Source organism: Lentzea sp. NPDC003310, from assembly GCF_040610935.1.
Classification (GTDB): domain Bacteria; phylum Actinomycetota; class Actinomycetes; order Mycobacteriales; family Pseudonocardiaceae; genus Lentzea.
Genome location: NZ_JBEXNC010000002.1, coordinates 497,528 through 514,009, shown reverse-complemented (window position 1 = coordinate 514,009; position 16,482 = coordinate 497,528). Strand labels below are relative to the sequence as shown.

At 69.1% G+C, this 16,482-nt stretch carries 19 protein-coding genes and 1 pseudogene; 2 read left to right on the top strand and 18 right to left on the bottom strand.

Features of this window, described 5'->3' with window-relative positions:
• Positions 1-95: 95 nt before the first annotated feature.
• From ABZX02_RS05010 to rpsP, 9 genes and pseudogenes are all read right to left on the bottom strand, one after another.
• Complete coding sequence (locus ABZX02_RS05010) at positions 96-419, bottom strand: DUF2469 domain-containing protein (RefSeq protein WP_030479657.1); 324 nt, start codon at positions 417-419, stop codon at positions 96-98.
• On the bottom strand, positions 419-1,210 hold the full coding sequence (locus tag ABZX02_RS05005) for a ribonuclease HII (RefSeq protein WP_355294901.1): 792 nt from the start codon (positions 1,208-1,210) through the stop codon (positions 419-421). Before ABZX02_RS05005 ends, ABZX02_RS05010 begins: the two co-directional genes overlap by 1 nt.
• On the bottom strand, positions 1,207-2,076 hold the full coding sequence (gene lepB / locus ABZX02_RS05000) for a signal peptidase I (protein ID WP_355294899.1): 870 nt from the start codon (positions 2,074-2,076) through the stop codon (positions 1,207-1,209). Before lepB (ABZX02_RS05000) ends, ABZX02_RS05005 begins: the two co-directional genes overlap by 4 nt.
• Positions 2,077-2,092: 16 nt before the next feature.
• Positions 2,093-2,821, bottom strand: a pseudogene (gene lepB, locus ABZX02_RS04995) (signal peptidase I); the annotation flags it as partial.
• 3 nt (positions 2,822-2,824) lie between these two features.
• Positions 2,825-3,184, bottom strand: a complete 360-nt coding sequence (gene rplS / locus ABZX02_RS04990) for a 50S ribosomal protein L19 (RefSeq protein ID WP_355294898.1) — start codon at positions 3,182-3,184, stop codon at positions 2,825-2,827.
• A 151-nt stretch (positions 3,185-3,335) separates the two neighbouring features.
• Positions 3,336-4,082 (bottom strand): tRNA (guanosine(37)-N1)-methyltransferase TrmD, encoded by a 747-nt coding sequence (gene trmD / locus ABZX02_RS04985; protein WP_355294896.1) that lies wholly within the window; start codon positions 4,080-4,082, stop codon positions 3,336-3,338.
• The gene (gene rimM / locus ABZX02_RS04980; protein WP_355294894.1) at positions 4,072-4,587 is read right to left on the bottom strand and encodes a ribosome maturation factor RimM; all 516 of its coding nucleotides are present in this window, start codon (positions 4,585-4,587) and stop codon (positions 4,072-4,074) included. Before rimM ends, trmD begins: the two co-directional genes overlap by 11 nt.
• Before the next feature lie 19 nt (positions 4,588-4,606).
• A complete protein-coding gene (locus tag ABZX02_RS04975; RefSeq protein ID WP_030468017.1) occupies positions 4,607-4,846 on the bottom strand; it encodes an RNA-binding protein in 240 nt (79 codons plus the stop codon).
• Complete coding sequence (rpsP, locus tag ABZX02_RS04970) at positions 4,843-5,286, bottom strand: 30S ribosomal protein S16 (RefSeq protein WP_355294893.1); 444 nt, start codon at positions 5,284-5,286, stop codon at positions 4,843-4,845. The genes ABZX02_RS04975 and rpsP overlap by 4 nt, the downstream gene beginning before the upstream one ends.
• 269 nt (positions 5,287-5,555) lie before the next feature.
• On the opposite strand from rpsP, the gene ABZX02_RS04965 reads away from it, so the two are divergent.
• The gene (locus ABZX02_RS04965; protein WP_355294891.1) at positions 5,556-5,690 is read left to right on the top strand and encodes a hypothetical protein; all 135 of its coding nucleotides are present in this window, start codon (positions 5,556-5,558) and stop codon (positions 5,688-5,690) included.
• On the opposite strand, the gene ABZX02_RS04960 is transcribed toward ABZX02_RS04965, so the two are convergent.
• The 3 genes from ABZX02_RS04960 to ABZX02_RS04950 form a co-directional block, all read right to left on the bottom strand.
• A complete protein-coding gene (locus tag ABZX02_RS04960) occupies positions 5,687-6,418 on the bottom strand; it encodes a 5-oxoprolinase subunit PxpA (RefSeq protein WP_355294889.1) in 732 nt (243 codons plus the stop codon). The genes ABZX02_RS04965 and ABZX02_RS04960 overlap by 4 nt on opposite strands.
• The gene (locus tag ABZX02_RS04955; protein WP_355294887.1) at positions 6,418-7,194 is read right to left on the bottom strand and encodes a type II CAAX endopeptidase family protein; all 777 of its coding nucleotides are present in this window, start codon (positions 7,192-7,194) and stop codon (positions 6,418-6,420) included. The genes ABZX02_RS04960 and ABZX02_RS04955 overlap by 1 nt, the downstream gene beginning before the upstream one ends.
• A 336-nt stretch (positions 7,195-7,530) precedes the next feature.
• Positions 7,531-8,406: an RNA polymerase sigma-70 factor gene (locus tag ABZX02_RS04950; RefSeq protein WP_355294885.1), complete on the bottom strand. Its 876-nt coding sequence runs from the start codon at positions 8,404-8,406 to the stop codon at positions 7,531-7,533.
• Positions 8,407-8,521: 115 nt separating this feature from the next.
• Here ABZX02_RS04950 and ABZX02_RS04945 point away from each other — a divergent pair, with 115 nt between their 5' ends.
• Entirely contained in the window at positions 8,522-8,998 is a 477-nt protein-coding gene (locus ABZX02_RS04945; RefSeq protein ID WP_253323283.1) for a carboxymuconolactone decarboxylase family protein, read from the top strand.
• On the opposite strand, the gene ABZX02_RS04940 is transcribed toward ABZX02_RS04945, so the two are convergent.
• From ABZX02_RS04940 to ABZX02_RS04915, 6 genes are all read right to left on the bottom strand, one after another.
• Positions 8,995-10,050 (bottom strand): amidohydrolase family protein, encoded by a 1,056-nt coding sequence (locus ABZX02_RS04940; RefSeq protein WP_355295016.1) that lies wholly within the window; start codon positions 10,048-10,050, stop codon positions 8,995-8,997. The genes ABZX02_RS04945 and ABZX02_RS04940 overlap by 4 nt on opposite strands.
• Positions 10,051-10,052: 2 nt before the next feature.
• The gene (gene ffh, locus ABZX02_RS04935) at positions 10,053-11,603 is read right to left on the bottom strand and encodes a signal recognition particle protein (RefSeq protein ID WP_355294883.1); all 1,551 of its coding nucleotides are present in this window, start codon (positions 11,601-11,603) and stop codon (positions 10,053-10,055) included.
• Between the two features lie 26 nt (positions 11,604-11,629).
• Positions 11,630-12,244, bottom strand: a complete 615-nt coding sequence (locus ABZX02_RS04930; RefSeq protein WP_355294881.1) for an HAD-IA family hydrolase — start codon at positions 12,242-12,244, stop codon at positions 11,630-11,632.
• A complete protein-coding gene (locus ABZX02_RS04925) occupies positions 12,241-12,801 on the bottom strand; it encodes an AAA family ATPase (protein ID WP_355294880.1) in 561 nt (186 codons plus the stop codon). The genes ABZX02_RS04930 and ABZX02_RS04925 overlap by 4 nt, the downstream gene beginning before the upstream one ends.
• Before the next feature lie 67 nt (positions 12,802-12,868).
• Positions 12,869-13,876 (bottom strand): hypothetical protein, encoded by a 1,008-nt coding sequence (locus ABZX02_RS04920; RefSeq protein WP_355294878.1) that lies wholly within the window; start codon positions 13,874-13,876, stop codon positions 12,869-12,871.
• Between the two features lie 276 nt (positions 13,877-14,152).
• Positions 14,153-16,477 carry a [protein-PII] uridylyltransferase gene (locus tag ABZX02_RS04915; protein WP_355294876.1) on the bottom strand — a complete coding sequence of 775 codons (2,325 nt, stop codon included), beginning with the start codon at positions 16,475-16,477 and terminating at the stop codon, positions 14,153-14,155.
• Positions 16,478-16,482 lie beyond the last annotated feature (5 nt).

Genomic DNA, 16,482 nt, shown 5'->3' with positions numbered 1-16,482 from the left:
GCTGCCGGGAATCTGTGGACAACTCCGCGGCTGTGGACAGGTCGGCCGTTGTAGATCTTGGAACGGCGGAATTGTCGGTGGGGTGTGCTAGGTGCCTACGACGGGAACGGCCCGCTCTCCGGCAGGCGGAGATCCGGCTTGTCCAGCTCCTCCACGTTCACGTCCTTGAACGTGATGACACGAACGTTCTTGACGAACCTCGCGGGGCGGTACATGTCCCACACCCACGCGTCCGACATGCGCACCTCGAAGTACACCTCGCCGTCGGCGTTGCGCACCTGCACGTCCACCGAGTTGGCCAGGTAGAAACGCCGTTCGGTCTCCACGACGAACGAGAACTGGCTGACTATGTCGCGGTACTCCTTGTACAGCGACAGTTCCATCTCGGTCTCGTACTTCTCGAGATCCTCTGCACTCATTACGCCTCCGCGCGGGTCATCTGCTCCGCGCCCTCCCTCGTCGCGAGCTCCCCGGCGTCAGCCGGGGCTGCATCATTCTGGACCACGGCCACCGTGGTCGTGCCGCGCGCCACCCTGTGCGGCGCGGCGAGACCGTGCTTGGCAGCCGCCGATGCCACATTTACATACGACCAGCGGTGCTCCGCACACGGGCCGTGCTCCATCAACGCCGCCGTGTGGTCCGGCGTGCAGTAGCCCTTGTGCACGGAGAAACCGTACTCGGGATGACGATCATGAAGTTCCGCCATTATCCGGTCCCGCGTGACCTTGGCCAGCACCGATGCCGCCGCTACGCACGCCGCGGCCTGGTCTCCCTTGAGCACCGCCACGCTCGGCGCGGGCATTCCCGGCACCTTGAAGCCGTCCGTCAGCACGTAGCCGGGGTGCGTGGACAGCTGCGCCACGGCGCGCCTCATGCCCTCGATGTTCATGACGTGGATGCCCAGCCAGTCGATGTCGGCGGGTGGAACGACCACGATCGAGTGATCCAGGGCGCGCTTGAGCACCAGGTCGAACATCCGGTCGCGGGCGGCGGCGGTCATCAGCTTCGAGTCGTTCAGGCCCTCGAACCGCGCGGCGTCGCCCGGCCGGAGGACGCACGCCGCGATCACCAACGGACCGGCGCACGGCCCTCGTCCGGCCTCGTCGACGCCGGCGACGGGCCCGAGCCCCCGGCGCTCCAGGGTGCTCTGCAACGCCCAGTTCCCCGACGAGCCCCGCACCACCGCGCGGGGCGGCATCAGCATGGTCATCGGCGGAATCGGTCTCGCACTCGACGTCCGAGCAGCATAAGCGGCCACGCGCCGACGATACCGAGGCCGAGCGGGACGTTCTCCTGCCAGCCCGGCGCACCCATCGAGACGACCTGCGGGTTGTGGTCGGACACCCCGCCCCACCTCGACGGCGGCAGCACGATCACGCGCGCCTTGCCGATCACGTCGTCCACCGGCACCAGGCCGTTGAGACCGCCCTGGCCCTGGCAGCGCGAGTCGCACGAGTGGTTGCGGTTGTCGCCGAGCACGAACAGCATCCCGTCCGGGATCTTGAGCTCCTCGAACGACTCCTGCTCGGCCGGCGTGCCCTCGTCGAAGTGCTTGTACGGCTCGTCGAGCGGCTTGCCGTCCACGGTCACGCGGTTCTGCTCGTCGCAGCACTTCACGGTCTGCCCGCCGACGGCGATCACGCGCTTGACGAAGTCCTCCTCGTTCGCCGACGGCAGCCCGATCAGCGATCCGAGCCACGACAGGCCCTGCGAGACCGGGTTGCTCGGCTCGTCCGAGATGAAGTCGTTCTGCCACGACGGCGGCCCGCGGAACACGATCACGTCGCCCGGCGCCGGGTCGGTGAAGCGGTAGGTGACCTTGTCCACGAGCACGCGGTCGCCGTAGCAGTCGGTGCACCCGTGCAGGGTGGTCTCCATCGACTCGGACGGGATCATGTAGACGCGGCCGAGGAAGATCTGGATGCCGATCGCGAGACCGAACGCGACCAGGATGAGAACGGGCAGTTCCTTCCAGAAGTTGCCCTTTTTCTTCTGCTTTTTCTTACCGGGTTGGTCCGAAGCGTCCGAACTGGGCTCTTCACCGGGCGGGTTCTGCTCTGGAGCGTCGTCGACCACGTGATCAGCCTAGGGGCTGGGGGTTGTGATCCGACACAACACTCCACCGATCTCTCGGGAAAACGATGTACCGGGCTTTCCCGATGACGTTCTCGATCGGCACCGTGCCCGCTACGCCCCCGCCGCCCTGTTTGCGCGAGTCGGTGGAGTTCATCCGGTTGTCCCCCATCACGAACAACCGGCCCTCGGGAACCCGAACGGGATCGAACGGTTCGTGGTCCGCCGGCGAACTCCCGGGCTGCCAGTGCACGTAAGGCTCGTCGAGCGGTTTTCCGTCCACGACGACACGGTGCTGCTCGTCGCAACACATGACCGTTTGGCCCGGCAGCGCGATGACGCGCTTCACGAAGTCGCGCTCGTTCGCGGGCGCGATGCCCAGCAACGAGCCGATGTTCTGCACGAAACCCGCGACGGGATTCGTCGAGCGGGGGTTGCGGAAGTCCGTGGACGTCCACGCCTCGGGGCCGCGGAACACGACCACCTCGCCCGGCTCGACGTCGCCGAAGCGGTAGGTGACCTTGTCGACCAGCACCCGGTCGTTCTCGCAGCCGGTGCACCCATGCAGCGTGTTCTCCATCGACGCCGAGGGGATCACGTAGACCCGCGCCACGAACGCCTGGATGAGCACCGTCAGCACGACGGCCGTCAGCACGACGTAGAGAACATCTCTCCAAACAGGAGTACGCCCCCGCTCCGGTTCGTCCGGTGCGGAGGCGTCCTCCGGGTCTTGCGGGCTCGAAGCCACCGATCAGGAGACCGGCTTGGCCTCGCGCTTCTCCTTGATCTTGGCGGCCTTGCCGCGGAGGTCGCGCAGGTAGTACAGCTTGGCGCGACGCACGTCACCGCGGGTGACGACCTCGATCTCCGAGATGTTCGGGGAGTGCACCGGGAAGGTGCGCTCGACGCCGACACCGAACGAGACCTTGCGGACCGTGAAGGTCTCGCGGATGCCGCCACCCTGGCGACGGATCACGACGCCCTGGAACACCTGGACGCGCTCGCGCGAGCCCTCGATGACGCGGACGTGGACCTTCAGCGTGTCACCGGCGCGGAAGGCCGGGACGTCAGAGCGCAGCGACTGGGCGTCGAGTGCGTCCAGGATGTTCATCGGTGTTCCTCACGTGTCTTGAACTCCCCAGAGCATGTTCCATGGCAGTGCACGACATGATGGGGGTCGGCTTGTGGGCGCACGCCGGTATCACACCGGCTGCGGCAACTGTTCCAGTGTGCCAGACCAGGCACTCCGGAATGAAATCGGGCTACTCCCCACCCTCGCGCAGGCGCGTGAGCAGGGCCCGGTCGTGCTTGTCGAACGCGTCCGCCGGCAGGGATTCCAGCAGGTCGGGACGCCTTTCGAAGGTGCGGGCGAGTGACTGGTCACGTCGCCAGCGGTCGATCATCTTGTGGTTGCCCGACCGCAGCACGTCGGGCACGGCCAGGTCGCGCCACACGAGCGGCCGGGTGTAGCTCGGCCCTTCGAGCAGGCCGTCCTGGAACGAGTCCTCGGCGTGCGACTTCGGGTTCCCGAGCACCCCGGGCAGCAGCCGTGCAACCGCTTCCACGATCGCGAGCACCGCCACCTCGCCACCGACCAGGACGTAGTCGCCGATGGACACCTCGTCGACGCGCACGCGCCGTCGGGCGTCATCGACCACACGCTGGTCAATGCCTTCGTAGCGACCGCACGCGAACACGAGGTGCGACTCTTCCGCGTACTCGTGCGCGAGTGCCTGCGTGAACGGCCGTCCAGCCGGCGTCGGCACGATGAGACGCGTCTCGTCCGTGCACACGTCATCGAGGGCAGGACCCCAGATGTCGGCCTTCATGACCATGCCGGGCCCACCGCCGTACGGGCTGTCGTCGACGGCCTTGTGCACGTCCTGGGTCCAGTCCCGCAGGTCGTGCACGCCGACGCTGATCAGACCCTTGTCGACGGCCTTCCCGAGCAACGCCGCGCGCAGCGGCGCGAGGTACTCGGGGAAGATCGTGACGACGTCAATCTGCATCGAGCAGGCCCTCGGGCGGGTCGATCACGACACGGCCACCGCGCACGTCCACAGTGGGCACGATCTCGCGCACGAACGGGATCAGCGCCTCGCCCTGGTCACGGATGACCACGAGCAGCTCGCCGCCCGGGCCGTGCAGGACCTCCTTGACCGTGCCGATCTTCGTGCCGTCGACCAGTTCCGCCGAGAGCCCTTCGAGCTCGTGGTCGTAGAACTCGTCGGGGTCGTCGGTCGGCGGGAGGTCGTCGGTGCTGCCCAGCAACAACGTGCCGCGCAACGCCTCCGCGACGTCGCGCGTGACGACTTCGGCGAAACGCACGAGCAGCCGCCCGGCATGAGGCCGGGCGGCTGTCACGGTGAGGCTTCGGGACGTGCCGTCACGCAGTTTGGCTTGCATCGACTTCCCGACCGCGAAACGCAGTTCGGGAGAGTCGGTGCGCACGTCCACGGCTAGTTCGCCGGTGATCCCGTGCGCTTTGGCCACACGGCCGACAACGACGTCCATTTGCCCTTGAAGTTCGTTCTCAGCGGTCGGTGTCGACGACGTCGACCCGCACGCCACGACCGCCGATGCCGGCCATCACGGTGCGCAGGGCCGTCGCGGTGCGACCGCCACGACCGATCACCTTGCCGAGGTCGTCCGGGTGGACGTGGACCTCGAGGGTGCGGCCGCGGCGGGTCGTGACGAGGTTCACCCGGACGTCGTCCGGGTGGTCGACGATGCCGCGAACGAGGTGTTCGAGGGCGTCAGCCAACAAACTCACGCCTCGTCCTTGGGCGCCTCGGCGTCAGCCTTGGGCGCGTCGTCGGCCTTCTTGGCCTTCTTCGCCTTCGGCGTGGTGGCCTCGGTCATCGGCTCCTCGTTCGCGGCGGCCAGGGCGGCGGCGAACAGGTCGGCCTTGGAAGCCTTCGGCTCCTTGACCTTCAGCGTGCCCTCGGCGCCCGGCAGGCCCTTGAACTTCTGCCAGTCACCGGTGATCTCCAGCAGGCGCTGGACGGACTCGGTCGGCTGCGCGCCGACACCCAGCCAGTACTGCGCGCGCTCGGAGTCGACCGCGATGAACGACGGCTCTTCCTTCGGGTGGTACTTGCCGATCGTCTCGATGGCCTTGCCGTCGCGACGGGTGCGCGCGTCGGCGACCACGATGCGGTAGTACGGCTGGCGGATCTTGCCGAGACGCTGAAGCTTGATCTTGACGGCCATTGGCCTGGTACTCCTAGAGCTCTGTGTTGATGGTTCGCACAGTCGTGGCCCGGGCAGAGGGGCCGACCACGACGGACAGCGGGCAATTGTGCCAGATGGGGCCGGTGGATCCGAATCGGGGCCACAATCGCCGGTGTGGACGAGAACACCCTGCCGGCCGTCGACGCCGTCCGCGGCTACGTCGCGGTGCTGCGCGAGGTCCGGAGCCGCGGGCGACGCCGGGTACTCGATCCACGGAGCGGGATGCCGCATCACCGACCAGGACGGCCGTGAGGTACTTCCTCGCCGGCTGGGGTGACCACCTCTGGACCGACGACGAGCTCAACGCCCCGTGCGAGCAGCTCGCCGCCAGTGGCGAACTGCGGGTGGTCGAACAGGGGCGATGGTTCGCCCTGGCGCACTAGACGAACGCTTTGACGGTGCCGAGCGCCTCACGCACCGCACGGGCGTGCGCTACCGCACCGGGCGTATCGCCGTGCACGCACAACGACTCTGCCTGCGTCTTGAGAACCGTGCCGTCGACCGCGACCAGTTCGCCGTGCACGAGCCGTGTGGCCCTCTCGACGATCTGTGCCGTGTCGGTCAGCAGTGCACCCGGCTGGCTGCGCGGGACGAGCGTGCCCTCGGGGGTGTAGCCGCGGTCGGCGAACGCCTCCTGGACCGGTCGCAGGCCGGCTGCCTCGGCCTTTGCCAGCAACTGGGAGCCCGGCAGGCCGAGGACCGGTAGGTCCTTGAACGCCTTCACGCCGTTCACGACCGCCTGCGCCTGCTTCTCGTGGTGCACCGTCGCGTTGTACAACGCGCCGTGCGGCTTCACGTAGACGACCTCGGTGCCTGCTGCTCGTGCGCACGCATCGAGCGCACCGATCTGATAGAGCACCTCGTCGGCGAGTTCGGTGGGGTCCGCGTCGATGAACCGGCGACCGAAACCGGCCAGGTCGCGGTAGCTCACCTGCGCGCCGATCCGCACACCGTTGCGTGCCGCTTCCTCACACACACGACGCATCGTGGACGGGTCACCGGCGTGGAAGCCGCACGCGACGTTCGCGCTCGTGATGACGTCGAGGAGCGCGGTGTCGTCGCCGAGGCGCCAGATGCCGAAGCCCTCGCCGAGATCGCTGTTCAGGTCCATCAGATGACACCGACCGACAGCAGCAGGAGCGATAGGCCGGGCAGGAAGTTGTTCAGCACGTGCGCCACCATGCTCGCCCCGAGGTTGCGGGTGACCAGCCGGGCCACGCCGATCGGGATGGCGATCACGAGCAGCAGCCACGTGCGCTGCGGTTCGAGGTGGCTGACCGCGAAGATCACCGTGGTCAGCACGAAGGCGGCCCACCTGCTCCAGCCCTGCCGCTCGACGGCGCCCCAGAGCAGGCCGCGGAAGATGATCTCCTCGCAGATCGGCCCGATGAAGCTCATGTAGACGAACATCGTGATGGCCGCGGCCAGCGGGAGGTTCGCCTGGCTGAAGAGCTCGCCGATGGCGCTCGTGGCGTTGTCCTTGCCGACGATCGTGCCCCACAGCCAGGCTGCGAAGTAGGTGAAGACCAGGCCGACGACACCGATCTTGAGCCCGAAGACGACGTCCGCCTTGGTCATGCTCAGCCGCAGGTCGACGACCGGGCCGTTGCCGCGCACGTACGTGATCACGATCGCGAGTCCGGCCGCGAGCATGATCGGCACCAGCGAGCCGACCAGCACCAGCGTCGGCGACGACTCGAGCGTCGCGCCGAAGCTCGCGCCCACGGCCGTGATGAACACGGCGCTCAGGATGAAGACGGCCTCCACCAGGAGGAACGCTCCGAAGCCCCAGCGTTGGCCGACCCGCTCGGGCTCGGGGTTGCGGCTGATGTCCCGCACGCTCTCCAGGAAGCCCTGCTTCGGCTTCAGCGACTCCGGCTCACTCACGCTCTGCAATTTAGTCACGCCGCGGCTACCAGCGGTGAAACAGCAGGCACTCCTACGCTCATGATCAGCCCACCTCGCGATCGACGCCGCCGGCCCAGAACCCGAGGCTACTGTGCGGCACTGGCGGAAACCGGGCCAACCACCTGGCCAAAAGATGGTCAGATCGGGTCCCCGCCGGATGTCCTAGTCCTGCTGGTTGGATCGGCGTACAAACGCTGCGACTAAACCCCAGGCGCCTAACGTCTCGGCACGCCACAGCATCACGAGCCATGGGAAGCAGGCTGGGCAGGACACGACAACCTGGCGTACTCCAGGGCTTGCCCGTTCGCCCGCTGATCACCGCCGCAGCGCGGTCTCCTCGGCCATGTGCGAGAGCTTGGCCGGGTTGCGCACCGCGTACAGGCCGCTGATCCGCCCGTCCTCCACCCGCGCCGCGAGCACCGTGTCGAGCTCGCCGCCGAACCGCACGACCAGCGCGGGGTAGCCGTTGACCTGGGCCGGTTCCATCGTCCAGCCGGACACCTTGAGCAGGCCGCCGAGCAGCATCCGCGCGACCTTCGACGAGCCCACGACCGGGCGCGGGACGGCCTGCTTCACGCCGCCGCCGTCGCCCAGGAACACCACGTCGGGGGCGAGCAGGTCGAGCAACGCCTGGAGGTCGCCCGTCTCGGTGGCGCGCTGGAAGGCGGCCAGGGCCTCGCGGGAGGCGGCCTGCGTGACGACCTCGCGCGGGCGGCGGGCGGCCACGTTGGAACGGGCCCGGTGGGCGATCTGGCGGACCGCGGCCGGGTTCTTGTCGACGGCCCTGGCGATCTCGTCGTAGTCCAGGTCGAAGACCTCGCGCAGGACGAAGACGGCGCGTTCGGTCGGGGTGAGGGTTTCGAGGACCAGCATCATCGCCATCGAGACGCTGTCGGCCAGTTCGACGTCCTCGGCGACGTCCGGGGTGGTCAGCAGCGGTTCGGGGAGCCACGAGCCCACGTAGGACTCCTTGCGGCGGCCCAGTGTGCGCAGGCGGCCCAGCGCCTGCCTGGTGACGATGCGGACCAGGTAGGCCCGGTGGTTGTCGACGGTGCCGTGCTCGACGCCCGCCCAGCGCAGCCAGGTCTCCTGCAGCACGTCCTCGGCGTCGGCGGCGGAGCCGAGCATCTCGTAGGCGATCGTGAAGAGCAGGTTGCGGTGGCTGACGAACGAGTCCGTGGCGACGTCCATGAGCACAAAGACACCATCCGAACGTGTTCTGTGACAGTGGGCTGGATCACAGTCACACGGTCTGGGGCGGCGGCATCTCGTGGTCGTCAAGCAAGTCCACGAGGGAGGAACGACCATGGAAACCCGCTTCAACCTCTTCGCCACCCAGACCGGCGCCAAGCTCGCCAAGCGGTTCGCGGGCCTGCACGGCGTGCTGCACGAGTCGCCGCTGTCGAAGACCGTGATCGAGCTGGTCAGCATGCGGGCGAGCCAGCTCAACGGCTGCGGCTTCTGCCTCGACATGCACGCCAAGGACGCCGTCGCGGCCGGTGAGGACCCGTTGCGGCTGCACCTGGTGGCCGGGTGGCGCGAGACGACCGTGTTCACGGAGGCCGAGCAGGCCGCGCTCAAGCTCACCGAGGAGGGCACGCTGCTCACGCTCGACGGCGTGAGCGACGAGACCTGGGCAGCGGTCCGCAAGCACTACGACGACGAGGAGACCGCCGCCCTCGTCTGCCTGGTCGGCCTGATCAACGCCGCGAACCGGCTGGGCGTCATCACCCGCCAGAAGGGCGGTGCGTACCAGGTGGGCGCGATGGCGCAGTTCGACTAGTGGATGCGGCCCCGGAGCATGACCATGCGCGGCGTCCGGAGGACCTCCAGGTTCTCCCGCGGGTCCTCGTCGTACACGACGATGTCCGCGGCCGCGCCCTCGGTCAGCGACGGGAAGCCCAGCCACTCGCGGGCGTTCCACGACGCGGCGCCGATGGCGTCCTGCGCGCTCATCCCCACGCCGTGCAGCGCGACGACCTCGTCGACGATGCGGCCGTGCCGGATGCCACCGCCCGCGTCGGTGCCCGCGTAGACGGGGATGCCCGCCTCGATCGCTGACGCCACCGTGCGCGACACACGGGCGTGCAGGCTCCGCATGTGGTCCGCGTACTTCGGGTACTTGCCGGCCTTCTCGGCGATGCCGGGGAACGTCTCGATGTTGATCAGCGTGGGCACCAGCGCGGTGCCGCGCGAGGCCATCAGCGAGATCGTGTCGTCGGTCAGGCCGGTGCCGTGCTCGATGCAGTCGATGCCCGCGTTGATCAAGCCCGGCAGCGCGTCCTCGCCGAACACGTGGGCGGTCACCTTGGCGCCGGCGGCGTGGGCGACCTTGATCGCCTGCTCCAGCTCGTCGTCGGTCCACAACGGCGCGAGGTCGCCCTCGCCGCGGTCGATCCAGTCGCCGACGAGCTTCACCCAGCCGTCGCCGTGCGCGGCCTGCTCGGCCACCGCGGACACCAGGTCGGTCTCGACCTCGACGCTGATGCCCGGGATGTACCGCTTCGGCCGGGCGATGTGCTTGCCCGCGCGGATGATCCGCGGCAGGTCGAGGCGCTCCTGCAACGGCGTGGTGTCGATCGGCGAACCGCAGTCGCGGATCAGCAACGTGCCCGCGTCGCGGTCCGTGATCGCCTGCTCGACGGCCTCGGGCAGCTCGACGCCGCCCTGCGGGCCCAGGCCGACGTGGCAGTGCGCGTCGACCAGGCCCGGGACGAGGAACCCGCCGTCGACCACGGTCTGCGCGTTCGGCACGGGCTGAGTGCGCACACGGCCGTTGACGACCCACAGGTCTCGCGGTTCGCCATCGGGCAGGACGACGCCGCGCAGGTGCATGGTCACTTCTTCTTGTCGTCCCCGTCGAACTTGAACTTCGACGGGTCGAAGCCGGGCGGGAGCTCGTTCATGCCGCCGCCGAGACCAGGGATGTTGGGCATCCCGCCGCCGGGGGGCATGCCGGGGAAGCCGCCGGGCATCATCCCGGGGAAGCCGCCCTTGATCTTGGGAGGCGTCGGGCCGCGTCCGCCCTTGCCCTTCTTCCCCTTCTTGCCCTTGCGCGACTTGCTGCCGCCACCGCCGCCGAAGCCCATCCGGCCGGCCATCGAGGCCATCATCTTGCGGGCCTCGAAGAAGCGGTTGACCAGGTCGTTGACGTCGCTGACCTTGACGCCCGACCCGTTCGCGATGCGCAGCCGGCGGGAGCCGTTGATGATCTTCGGGTCGTCGCGCTCGGCCGGGGTCATGCCGCGGATGATCGCCTGGATGCGGTCGAGGTGCTTCTCGTCCAGCATGCCGAGCTGGTCCTTCATCTGACCGGCGCCGGGCAGCATGCCGAGCAGGTTCGCGATGGGACCCATCTTGCGGATGGCGAGCATCTGCTCCAGGAAGTCCTCGAGCGTCAGCTGGCCGGTGTGCAGCTTCGCGGCGGCCTTCTCGGCCTGCTCCTGGTCGAAGTGCTGCTCGGCCTGCTCGATCAGGGTGAGGACGTCACCCATGCCGAGGATGCGCGACGCCATCCGGTCCGGGTGGAAGACGTCGAAGTCCTCGAGCTTCTCACCGTTGGACGCGAAGAGGATCGGCTGACCGGTGACCTCGCGGACCGACAGCGCGGCACCACCGCGGGCGTCGCCGTCGAGCTTGGTGAGCACGACACCGGTGAAGCCGACGCCGTCGCGGAACGCCGTGGCGGTGTTGATCGCGTCCTGACCGACCATGGCGTCGACCACGAACAGGACCTCGTCCGGGTTGACCGCGGCCCGGATGTCGACGGCCTGCTTCATCATCTCCTCGTCGACACCGAGCCGGCCGGCCGTGTCGACGAGGACGATGTCGTGCTGCTTGGCCTTGGCCTCCGCGATGCCGAGGCGCGAGACCTCGACCGGGTTGCCGACGCCGTTGCCGGGCTCGGGGGCGAACACGGGCACGCCCGCGCGCTCACCGACGACCTGGAGCTGCGTCACCGCGTTGGGGCGCTGCAGGTCGGCCGCGACGAGCAGCGGCGTGTGGCCCTGGCCCTTCAGCCACTTGGCCAGCTTGCCCGCGAGCGTCGTCTTACCGGCACCCTGCAGACCCGCGAGCATGATCACGGACGGCGGGTTCTTGGCGAGGTTCAGCCGCCGCGTCTCGCCGCCGAGGACGTTGACGAGCTCCTCGTTGACGATCTTCACGACCTGCTGCGCCGGGTTCAGCGCCTGGTGGACCTCGGCACCCTTGGCCCGTTCCTTCACCTTCGCGATGAAGTTGCGGACGACGGGCAGCGCGACGTCGGCCTCGAGCAGGGCGACCCTGATCTCGCGGGCGGTCGCGTCGATGTCGGCGTCGGTGAGCCGGCCCTTGCCGCGAAGGCCCTGGAGGACAGTGGTCAGCCGGTCGGAAAGCGTGGAGAACACGCCTTCCAGACTAGCTAACCGGACGTTCACCCGATGCCGTGGCTCGCCAGGGCCTCCAGGAGCACGGGCTCACGGCGTCCGACCGGAGCAGTGGAGATCTGCTGGAAGCGCAGACCTGCTGCCACCGCGGCCCCGTCCGCGACCGGGTCGTCACCGACGTACAGGCACTCCGAGGGCTCGACCCCGAGCCGCACGCAGGCCGCGTCGAACGCCCGCGCGGACGGCTTCGAGACGCCGAGCTCGTAGGACAGCAGGAAGGCGTCCACGGACAGCGACTCGCGCGCGAACACCCGCCGGATGTCCCACGAGATGTTGCTCAGCACGCCGACCTTCAACGGGCGCGCGGCCTCCAGCGCGGCCGCCGTGTCGGCGTACGGCAGCCAGAACGCCGGGTTGTGCAGGCGCTGGAACAGCTCGTCGTCGAACCGCAGGCCGGCGTGGCGGAACAGGGTCCAGTGCGCCGACCGGTTCGCGAGCGCGGTGAGGTCCCGGGCGTCCCACACCGCTCGCTCGGCCGCGTTCATCCGCGCCACGTACGGCGCCGGTGCGCGCAGCACGGAGAGGTGCCGCGGCGAGAGCCACTCGTAGGTCGGGCGCCCGAAGAGGGTGCCTGCGAAGTCGAAGAGGACAGCCTTGATCACGACACCATGATGCGCAGACCGCCCGAGGTTCCCGCACGGGTGAGGAGCGTCACGCCACTGAAACCGGCGGGAACCCAGCCCGCTTCGAAGCGCGCGCGCATGGACGAACCGCGACGCACGTGCCGTTCGAACGCGTGGGTGCGCACGACGCGCTTACGGGCGATCTGGCCGTCGAGGGCCTGGGCCGCCGAGGCGTCCAGCCACAGGAAGTGGCGGGAACGCCCCGACAGCAGGCCGGCGAGCACCAGCATGAAGCGCGTGCCGGGCCTCGTGGACGGCTCGTGGACCACCAGCAGGCCCGCGCAGAACAGTGCCGCCCAGAAGACGCGCAGACGGTGCGTGAGGTGCACGAACACGCGCCAATACTTGTAGGGCAGGCGCACGCGCGGCTCCAGCCACATACGCACCTGGTCGGAGTCGAGGACGGTGACCGGTTCGTCGGCGTCCAGGCGCGTGAGCAGCGTCGTCTTGCCCGCGCCGGGGATCCCGGCGAGGACGACGAGCGAGCGCGGCTGCACTCGGACGGTGGCGATCTGCGTGTTCAACACGGCGGTCATGTCCTAGAAGACGTTCCGACCATCCCTCTCGTTCAGTTTGGTCCGATTTCACACCAAATGCATAGCTTCACCGCCAGGCGACCGCGCGGTAGGTCCCGTCGGCGAACGTCGCCACGCCCGCCACGTGCCCGACCTCGCTGAGCGCCGCCACCGAGTGGCGCGAGGCACCGGCCAGCGACGGCAGGACGGTCTGCGTGCCGCTCATGTCCCAGGTCGCGGCGGAGGTGCCGACGGTGCCGGCGACCACCCAGGAGTTGTTGACCTCGGACGCCCGCGACGGCGCCGGGGCCAGCGTCTCCACCGCACCGGTCGTCACGTCCCACCGGACCGCTTGCGAGGCGAGGTCGCCGACTGCCGCGCCGTTGTCCGTGATGTCGAACGGCCGTGCGCCGCTACCCAGTTGCTTCTTGCCGTTGCGCAGCCACAGCACGCCGTTGCCACCAACGGTTCCGGTCGCGTCACCGAGTTGGTTGGCGCCGAGGAACACCCCTGCGTCGAGCACGGTGCGCACGCCCGATGAGTTCCAACGGACCACGTTGCCGCCGCTCGTGCCGATGACGGTGTTTCCAGTCGTCACGTGCTGTGCGCTGCCCTCGCCCAGAACGGTGGCCTCACCCCACGAGGCCCACAGCACGGCTTGTGTGACGCCGTTGATCGTGGCGGATCCCGCGACCGTGCCCGAGTCGTTGATGTCGTAGGCGATGGAACTGGTGGCACCCGGCACGGTCAACTGGGTCAACGCACCGGACGAGTTCCACTTCACCGCCTGCGACTGGCCCGCCGCGGTGATGGCGTACCCGGCGACCACGTAGTCGCGGTTGATGGCGGTCGCCCCGGAGTCGAACCCGAGGTCGGCGAGCTTCCTGATCTGCTCGAACTTGTCCCAGCGCACGGCGTGCTGCGAGGTGCCCGCGCCGTAGGAGTTGCCGGCGACCGCACCGGAGTCGTTGACGTCGACGGCGGTGCTGCGCAGATCACCCGGCAACGTGCCGAGGTCCTCCAGTGCGAGTGCCGCGTGTGCGGTGCCGGGAACGAACAGGGCCGCGACGACGGCGGCCACCATGGCGATTCTCAACGTTCTTCCTCCCCAGTCAGAACAAGAGAACTCGACCCTGCCCGGACGCGCTGAGCGCTGTCCAGCAATCTGTCTCGTTGTCAGACAAGGGAATCGGCGGTGGTGCGGGTGCCCGGTACCTCCCCCGGCGCCGTCACGTCGCACCACCGCCTCTGCCCGTCCGGGAAGCGATCCACCCCTCGAGGACGCTTTCCGGACACCACGAAGACTGCCGGTTCCCGGAACGGCGCAGGAGCGTGAGCACCCGGAGAGGTTGTGCGTAGAGCTACTCAACCTCTACCTGGCCGCGTCGAGCACCGCCCGTTCGATCCGGCGCCGGTCGAGGTCGGCGCCCGCGATGCTGAACGAGTCGACGACCGTCGCGCCCAACGTGGACACGCGCGCCCACTGCACGTCGGCACCGCACTGCTCCAACGCGCCCGCGATGCGGTGCAGCAGCCCGATCCGGTCGGCGGCGCGCAGTTCGAGCACCACCGCCCCGGTCGCCTCGTCGTCGAACCACAGCACGCGCGCGGGTGGCGGGTCGAGCGGCGGACCGCCGTAGTCGCGTTCCTTGGCGGCGAGCTTGTCGGCCAACGGCAACGAGCCCTCTATCGCTCGCGAGAGCTGCTCTCGCAGCAGAGAGGCGTCCGGCAGCGACCCGAACCGCGGCGACACCGTGAACGTGTCCACGGTCGCACCGCCGTGCGAGTGCAACGTGGCCGCGTGCACCTCAAGAGAGTTGAGCGCGAGCACACCGGCGGCCTTGGACAGCAGACCTGGACGGTCCGGCGCGATCACGGTGACCACCGCCGCGTGGTCCTGCTTCTCCAGAAGCACGTCCGGCTTCCCGGACGCCGCGACGCGTTCGGCCATCTGCACGTGCACGGGGTCGAGCGGTTCCGGCTTGGGCAGCGCCTCCCCCGCCATCGCCGTGCGGCAGCGGGCGACCAGGTCGGTCATCAACGCGGCCTTCCAGTCCGTCCACACGCCGGGCCCGGTGGCGTGGGAGTCCGACTCCGCGAGCGCGTGCAGCAGCTCGAGCAGGACCCCGTCACCGCCGAGCGTCTCCACCACGCGGTGCACGGTCGCCTCGTCCTCGACGTCGCGCCTGGTCGCGGTGTGCGGCAGCAGCAGGTGGTGGCGGACCATCATCGACAGCGTCTCGACGTCCTGCGGCCACAGCCCGATCCGCTCGCCGATCTGGGTCGCGAGCGCGGCCCCGACCTCCGAGTGGTCCTGCTGGCGGCCCTTGCCGATGTCGTGGATCAACGCGCCGAGCAGCAGCAGGTCGGGCCGCGCAACCGTGGTCGCGAGCCTCGCCGCGTGCGCGACCGTCTGCACCAGATGGCGGTCCACGGTCCACATGTGCGCGGCGTCGCGCGGCGGCAGGTCCCGCACCGCACCCCACTCGGGGAACAGCCGGCCCCACAACCCCGTGCGGTCCAACGCCTCCACGACGTCCACGAGCCCGCTTCCGCTGCCCAGCAACGCCAGCAGCTCCTCGCGGGCCTCGCGCGGCCACGGCTGACGCAGTTCCGGTGCGGAGTCGGCGAGCCTGCTCAACGTTCCCGCCGCGATGGGGTGCTTGCTGCGTGCAGCCGCCGTCGCGACACGCAACAACAACGCCGGATCACGGCTGGGAATCGCGTCACGGGCGAGGGAAACCTCAGACCCGTGCAGCACAACGCCTTCGTCCAACGGCCTGCGCGGCGGTTGGCCACGCAGGAACGCTCCGAGGCCACGCTTCGGTGCAGCCGCACGGGCCGTGCGCATCGCAACGTCGAACGCGTAGACGACAGTGCGTGCGGCAGAGGAGAGCGAACGGGCGAGAGCGAAGCGGTCGGCCAGTCCGAGCGCGGAGGCCACCTCGTCACCGTCCTGCGCACGCAGCACATCACGCGGTTTCCGCGCCACACGGCGAAGTTCCGTGCGCACGTCCAACAACAACCGGCGTGCTTCGTCGACATCGGCGGAAGGTCGGTCCACGACCTGCGCGACCGACAACGCGTCCAGCATGGTGATGTCGCGCAACCCGCCGCGGCCGTGCTTGAGGTCGGGTTCGACGCGGTGCGCGATCTCGCCGCTGCGGGCCCAGCGCTTCTGCGCGGACTCGGCGATCTCGTCCAGGCGGTTGCGGACGTTGCCGCGCCAGGCCTGCTTCGCCCCCTCGGCGAGCTTCTGGGTGACCTCGGGGTCGCCCGCGATGTGCCGGATGTCCAGCAGTCCCAACGCCGTGCGCAGGTCACCGGCGGCGACCCGGAGCGCCTCCCCCACGGTGCGCACCGAGTGGTCCAGCCCGATACCGGAGTTCCACAACGGGTACCAGAGCTTCTCGGCGATCTCGTCGACGTGCTTGACGCCGTTGTGCACCAGCACCAGGTCCAGGTCTGAGTAGGGCACGAGCTCGCGCCGCCCCAGCCCGCCGACCGCCACGAGCGCGATACCCGATCCGGATATCCCCGCTCCCCCCGCATGTTTGGTCAACCAGAACTCGTGCAGGTCCACGAGTGCTTCGCGCAGAGGTTCGGCGGTCAAGCGACGACGACCTGGCACGAGCAGGCGTTCGCGTGCTCGCACCAGGTCGTCAGCCGTGACGACGGCCGTTTCGTTGTTCTCCACGGGCC

Coding starts and splice junctions, on each gene's coding strand:
- ABZX02_RS04940 (WP_355295016.1), bottom strand. CDS start 10,050: ATGCACCTGCGCGGCGTCGTCCTGCCCGATGGCGAACCGCGAGACCTG.
- ABZX02_RS05010 (WP_030479657.1), bottom strand. CDS start 419: ATGAGTGCAGAGGATCTCGAGAAGTACGAGACCGAGATGGAACTGTCG.
- rpsP (WP_355294893.1), bottom strand. CDS start 5,286: ATGGCCGTCAAGATCAAGCTTCAGCGTCTCGGCAAGATCCGCCAGCCG.
- ABZX02_RS04960 (WP_355294889.1), bottom strand. CDS start 6,418: ATGGACCTGAACAGCGATCTCGGCGAGGGCTTCGGCATCTGGCGCCTC.
- ABZX02_RS04945 (WP_253323283.1), top strand. CDS start 8,522: ATGGAAACCCGCTTCAACCTCTTCGCCACCCAGACCGGCGCCAAGCTC.
- ABZX02_RS04950 (WP_355294885.1), bottom strand. CDS start 8,406: ATGGACGTCGCCACGGACTCGTTCGTCAGCCACCGCAACCTGCTCTTC.
- ABZX02_RS04925 (WP_355294880.1), bottom strand. CDS start 12,801: ATGACCGCCGTGTTGAACACGCAGATCGCCACCGTCCGAGTGCAGCCG.
- rimM (WP_355294894.1), bottom strand. CDS start 4,587: ATGGACGTCGTTGTCGGCCGTGTGGCCAAAGCGCACGGGATCACCGGC.
- trmD (WP_355294896.1), bottom strand. CDS start 4,082: ATGCAGATTGACGTCGTCACGATCTTCCCCGAGTACCTCGCGCCGCTG.
- rplS (WP_355294898.1), bottom strand. CDS start 3,184: ATGAACATCCTGGACGCACTCGACGCCCAGTCGCTGCGCTCTGACGTC.
- ABZX02_RS05005 (WP_355294901.1), bottom strand. CDS start 1,210: ATGACCATGCTGATGCCGCCCCGCGCGGTGGTGCGGGGCTCGTCGGGG.